The organism is Pinisolibacter sp., assembly GCF_036782435.1.
Taxonomy (GTDB): domain Bacteria; phylum Pseudomonadota; class Alphaproteobacteria; order Rhizobiales; family Ancalomicrobiaceae; genus CALBKH01.
In genome coordinates this window covers 1-5,453 of sequence record NZ_DAIPZB010000095.1, presented here as the reverse complement: position 1 = coordinate 5,453, position 5,453 = coordinate 1, and the positions used below count along the sequence as shown (strand labels likewise).

Genomic DNA, 5,453 nt, shown 5'->3' with positions numbered 1-5,453 from the left:
CGACACTCCGACTTCAAGCCGCCCCGCGGAAGGTGGGGCTCAGATGACGCTTACGGACGAGGTGCCGACATGACATTTTTCTCTTCCGCCCGAGAGACCCACGCCAAACTCGCCGCGCTCGACAAGTCGCAGGCGATCATCGAGTTCGAGATGGACGGGACGATCGTCACCGCAAACAAGAATTTCCTCGATGCCTTGGGGTATTCGCTCGACGAGATCCGCGGCAAGCACCACTCGATGTTCGTCGAGCCGTCCTATCGTGACAGCGCCGAATACCGCGCCTTCTGGGACGACCTGCGCCGCGGCGACTATCGTGCCGCCGAATACAAGCGCATCGGCAAGGGGGGCAAGGAGATCTGGATCCAGGCCTCCTACAATCCGCTGCTCGGCCGCGACGGTAAGCCGTTCAAGGTGGTGAAGTTCGCCACCGACATCACCGCCGAGAAGCTGAAGAGCGCCGAGTACCAGGGCCAGATCGCCGCGATCAACAAGGCTCAGGCAGTCATTTCCTTCGAACTCGACGGCACCATCATCGACGCCAACCAGAACTTCCTGAATGCGCTCGGCTACCGGATCGAGGAAATCCGCGGCCAGCATCACCGCATGTTCGTCGAGCCCTCCTATCGCGAGAGCGCCGACTATCGCGCCTTCTGGGACGCGCTGCGCCAAGGCCGCTTCCAGGCCGCCGAATACAAGCGCATCGGCAAGGGCGGCAAGGAGATCTGGATCCAGGCCTCCTACAACCCGATCTTCGACATGTCCGGCCGCCCCTTCAAGGTGGTGAAGTTCGCCACCGACATCACTGCCCAGGTGAAGGAACGTATGCACCGAGCCGAACTGCAGAAGGGCATCGACGCGGAACTCGGGTCGATCACCACCGAGGTCTCGCGGGCGAGTGAACAAGCGACCAGTGCCGCCAGCGCCTCCACCCAGACGTCGTCGAACGTCCAAGCCGTCGCCTCGGGTGCCGAGGAACTGGCCCATTCCGTCGCTGAGATCAGCCGTCAGGTCGTCCACGCTCTGGAGATCACCAACGGCGCCGTGCAGCAGGCCGATCACACGAACACGACGATCACGACGCTGCTCGCCGCCACCCAGAAGATCGGCGAGGTGGTCGACCTGATCAATTCGATCGCGGCGCAGACCAATCTTCTCGCCCTCAACGCCACCATCGAGGCGGCACGCGCCGGAGAGGCGGGGCGGGGCTTCGCCGTGGTCGCCTCCGAGGTGAAGAACCTCGCCACCCAGACCTCCAAGGCCACCGACGAAATCGGCGCTCAGATCGCCGAAGTCCAGTCGACCACCAAGGAGGCTGTCGGCGCCATCTCCGGCATCTCCCAGACCATCGCCCGCATCAACGAGATCTCCACCAACATCGCCACCGCGGTCGAAGAGCAGGAAGCGGTGACCCGCGACATGTCCGCCAACATGCAGGTGGCGGCCCAAGGCGTCGAGACCATCACCCGCGGCATGAACGAGATCGCCACCGCGACCCGCCGCGTCGACGACGCCACCCGCAAGGTCAAGGAAGCCTCGCGCGCCCTCGCCTGATCCGACCTCGCCGCAGAACTCGGTGCAGGACGGGTACCAGCGTCGGAAAGCGCTCTTGTGAGAAGGCACGGTACATGTCGCTCAACTCTGACAAGCTCTTTACGCTAGCGCTTTCCTCGGCCGTCTACTTGGCAAAATGACGCACGTGACGCGCTGGTTGCAAAGAAAATTTTGCATAACGAGCGTCTTCGAGATCGAATTTACGCGTTTTTAACCAAGCTACATTTAACTGTTGGCGATTCGAGCGCGGAGTATATGGAGAGTTTTCCAATGGCCGGCCTTTCCGTGAAACATCGCCTTCTCGCATTGATCGTTGCCATGTCGATCGCATTCGTCGGCGTCATCGCCGTCGATCTGATCAATGAACGCGATCTGTTGTTCAAGGATCGAGAATACGATCTGAAGCATGTCGTCGAGATGGCGTCGACAACGGTCCGATCCTTCGCAGCACGTGCCGAGAAGGGCGAAATGTCGGTCGACGAGGCGAAGACACGGGCAAAGGCCGCCGTCGCGGCAATGCGTTTCGACGGAGATAATTATATCTGGATCAATGACCTGCAGTCCCGCATGGTGATGCACCCGATCAAGCCGGAACTGGACGGGAAGGACATGTCGGATTTCCGGGATCCGACCGGACAGCGAATTTTCCAGAGCTTCGTCGATGCCGTCGAGAAGGCCGGGGCCGGAGTTGTCACCTACCAATGGCCGAAGCCGGGTCATGACGAGCCGGTCGAGAAAAGATCCTATGTCGCCGGCTTCGCTCCGTGGCAATGGGTCATCGGGAGCGGTGCCTATGTCGACGACGTCGATGCCGTCTTCTGGAGAGAAGCGAAGAAGGCCACCTTCGAAACGGGAATATTTCTCGCTTTTTCTCTGGCGCTGAGCTATTTCTTGGCTCGTTCGATCTCTGTTCCGCTGGAGAGAACGATCGTCGAGGCGAAACGTTTGGCCGAGGGCGATACCACGGTCGACTTTTCCGCGGTGGAACGGCGGGATGAAATCGGTGACGTCGCGCGGACGATCGAATTGTTCCGTGAGCGCGTCGACGAACAGCGTCAGCTCTTCGAGACCGTGCGAAAAGAGGGCGAAAAAACCACCCGTCGTCAGGCGCGCACCGAGTCTTTGATCAACGAGTTCCGCAGCCGATCTCAGGCGCTCCTCGCTGCCGTTTCCGGCCAGATGGGAAATATGCAGGAAACCGCCCGCGTTCTGTCCGGCATCGCCGAAGAGACGGCCGACAGAGCCACCAGCGCCGCCTCCTCGTCGGAAGAAGCTTCCGTCAACGTCCAGACGGTCGCGAGCGCCGCCGAAGAACTCACAGCGTCGATCGCCGAGATTTCCCGTCAGGTTTGTGACACGAAGACAATCGTTTCGCGAGCGAACGAGACGGTCCAATCGGCCAACGACCGGGTCTCGGGTCTCGCCAGCGGCGCGGAGCGGATCGGCGAAGTCGTCGGTCTGATCCGCGATATCGCCGAGCAAACGAACTTGTTGGCTCTCAATGCGACGATCGAAGCGGCGCGGGCCGGCGAAATGGGCAAGGGCTTCGCCGTCGTGGCCGCCGAGGTCAAGACACTCGCCACACAGACGGCCAAAGCGACCGAGCAGATCGCCCAGCAGGTCGGCGAGATCCAGGGCTCGACCAGGACGGCCGCCGAGGCGATTCAAATGGTCGCAACGATCATGGACAAAGTGATCGACCACACATCGGCCATTGCGTCCGCAGTAGAAGAACAAGGAGCCGCTACGGAAGAAATTTCACGGAATGTTCAGCAGGCTGCAATCGGAACTCATGGCGTTGCTGATAATATTTCCGGCGTCAACTCGGCGACGACCCGGACATCGCAGTCGGCCGAGAAAGTTGCCGAAGCGTCTGCCGATGCGACGCATCAGGTGGAAGGGCTTCGTATCGCCGTAGACAAATTCCTCAAGGACGTATCGGCTGCCTGAACGGATCGCTTGTTGTTCGTTGCGGCAGAGAAGCTCCGCCCGAACAAGCACGATGCGCGATGGTCGCAGCTCGGATGGATATGGTCATGAGCGCCATCAGAAGAAATTCGTGATAGTTTTTCTCGGGCAGCTCGGGCCCCCGCAACCATCTCGAGTAGATCTACCTGCTCCACACAAAGCCGCCCTCCGGGGCGGCTTTCGTGCTTCCGGAACCCGCCCGTCCGAGACCCGCCGGCGCCCGCCGCGATCGTCAGGATGCCGGCGACGTCGCCGCGCAAGTCGATGGTCAGGGTGCGATCGCCGGCCGGGGTCAGGACGATCTCATCGACCAACGAGCGGATGGCTTCCGTCGCACGAAGGCGCTGGTTCTCGCTCTCCTCCTGCAAGGCTTCGTGGAGCCCGGCGATCTGATTGCGGTACCAGCCGGCCATCTCCGGATGGACGAGGGGCGGCGGCTCCTGGGCGTCGGCGCGACGGGCTTCCAGATCCTTCTCGCGGGCTTCGAGCGCGACCATCTTGGCGTTGATCCGGTCGGCCGCGCCACCCTTCAGGATCAGGTCCAGGAGCGTGTCGAGCTCGCGCTCGATCTTGCCGAGTTCGGCGTCGATCGCGTCGAGGGTCGAGCGCGCCGCGCCCCTCAGCCGGTTGAGTTCGGCGGTGAACTCCTCGCAGAACACCTGGAAGAGCTCTGGATCCATCAGATGGTGACGCAGGGTGTTCAGGACACGCGCCTCGAGCTGATCGCGACGGATGCTCGCCCGGTTGTCGCAGGTCCCCTTGTTGCGGGAGGCTGCGCAGCCGACGTAGGTCGTCGAGATCATCGTGTAGCCGCCACCGCAGCAGCCGCACTCGGTGAGGCCGGAGAAGAGGTACTTCGGCCGGCGGCGGTCGCGGAAGTGGTTCTCGTCGCCGGTCCCGCGCACCTTGGTGGCAGCGGCCTGCCGCTCCTTCACGGCCTGCCAGAGCGCATCATCGACGATACCGAGCTCGGGCACGTCGACGGTGATCCACTCCTCGGGTGCGTTCATGCGTGACTGACGCTTACCGCTGTCGGGATCCTTGACGAAGCGCTGGCGGTTCCAGATCAGGCGGCCGACGTACATCTCGTTGTTGAGGATGCCGGTGCCGCGCTTGACGTTGCCGTTGATGGTGGAGAACCCCCAGTCGCCGCCGCCGGGCGCGCGGATGTTCTCGCGGTTGAGGTCGGCGGCGATGCGCTTGCCCGATTTACCGGCGACGAAGTCCCGGAAGATGCGGACGACGATCTCGGCCTCGTAAGGGTCGATGGCGCGTTCGCCGCGCTCGGGTTCGCCGCTCGTGTCGGTGTGGCGGACGACGCGGTAGCCGTAGGCGTTGCCGCCGCCCGACTTGCCCTGTTCGACCCGGCCGCGCTGGCCGCGCCGGGTCTTGTCGGCGAGATCCCGCAAGAACAGCGCGTCCATCGTCCCCTTGAGCCCGACGTGGAGATGACCGACCTCGCCCTCGGAAAGGGTGACGATCTTTACCCCGGCGAAGGTCATCCGCTTGTAGAACCCGGCGATGTCCTCCTGGTCACGGGAGAGCCGATCCATCGCTTCGGCGAGCACGACCTCGAACCGGCCGGCGAGGGCGTCGGTGATGAGCGCCTGCATGCCGGGGCGCAGCAGGGAGGCGCCGGAGACGGCGTGGTCGGTGTACTCTCCGACGATCCGCTACCCCTCGCGCTCGGCCCGAATGCGGCAGATGCGCAGCTGGTCGGCGATCGACGCGTCGCGCTGATTGTCGGACGAATAGCGGGCGTAGAGCGCGACCTTCATCACGCAGGGTCCTCGACCGAGGGGGGCTCAGCGAGGGAAACATACCACGTCCGTGCCGCCCGGCGAGCCAGTTCTCTGACGATGGCAACGACGGCGGCGGGCACGGCCCTGAATCCGGGTTAACGGTCAGGCGTTGAGGATTCGAGCGAGATAGCC

Annotated in this window: 3 protein-coding genes; 2 read left to right on the top strand and 1 reads right to left on the bottom strand. The window is 63.1% G+C overall.

Features of this window, described 5'->3' with window-relative positions; genetic code table 11:
- Positions 1–69: 69 nt before the first annotated feature.
- Positions 70–1,551, top strand: a complete 1,482-nt coding sequence (locus V7Q42_RS21130) for a methyl-accepting chemotaxis protein (protein WP_333826247.1) — start codon at positions 70–72, stop codon at positions 1,549–1,551.
- 270 nt (positions 1,552–1,821) lie between these two features.
- Positions 1,822–3,501: a methyl-accepting chemotaxis protein gene (locus V7Q42_RS21125; RefSeq protein WP_333826246.1), complete on the top strand. Its 1,680-nt coding sequence runs from the start codon at positions 1,822–1,824 to the stop codon at positions 3,499–3,501.
- Here the strand turns inward: V7Q42_RS21125 and V7Q42_RS21120 are convergent.
- Positions 3,441–5,132 carry a recombinase family protein gene (locus V7Q42_RS21120; protein WP_442958247.1) on the bottom strand — a complete coding sequence of 564 codons (1,692 nt, stop codon included), beginning with the start codon at positions 5,130–5,132 and terminating at the stop codon, positions 3,441–3,443. The genes V7Q42_RS21125 and V7Q42_RS21120 overlap by 61 nt on opposite strands.
- Between the last annotated feature and the right edge of the window lie 321 nt (positions 5,133–5,453).

Bases quoted from the DNA above. Each gene is read 5' to 3' on its own strand.
- V7Q42_RS21130 (WP_333826247.1), top strand. From the start codon at position 70: ATGACATTTTTCTCTTCCGCCCGAGAGACCCACGCCAAACTCGCCGCG.
- V7Q42_RS21125 (WP_333826246.1), top strand. From the start codon at position 1,822: ATGGCCGGCCTTTCCGTGAAACATCGCCTTCTCGCATTGATCGTTGCC.
- V7Q42_RS21120 (WP_442958247.1), bottom strand. From the start codon at position 5,132: ATGCAGGCGCTCATCACCGACGCCCTCGCCGGCCGGTTCGAGGTCGTG.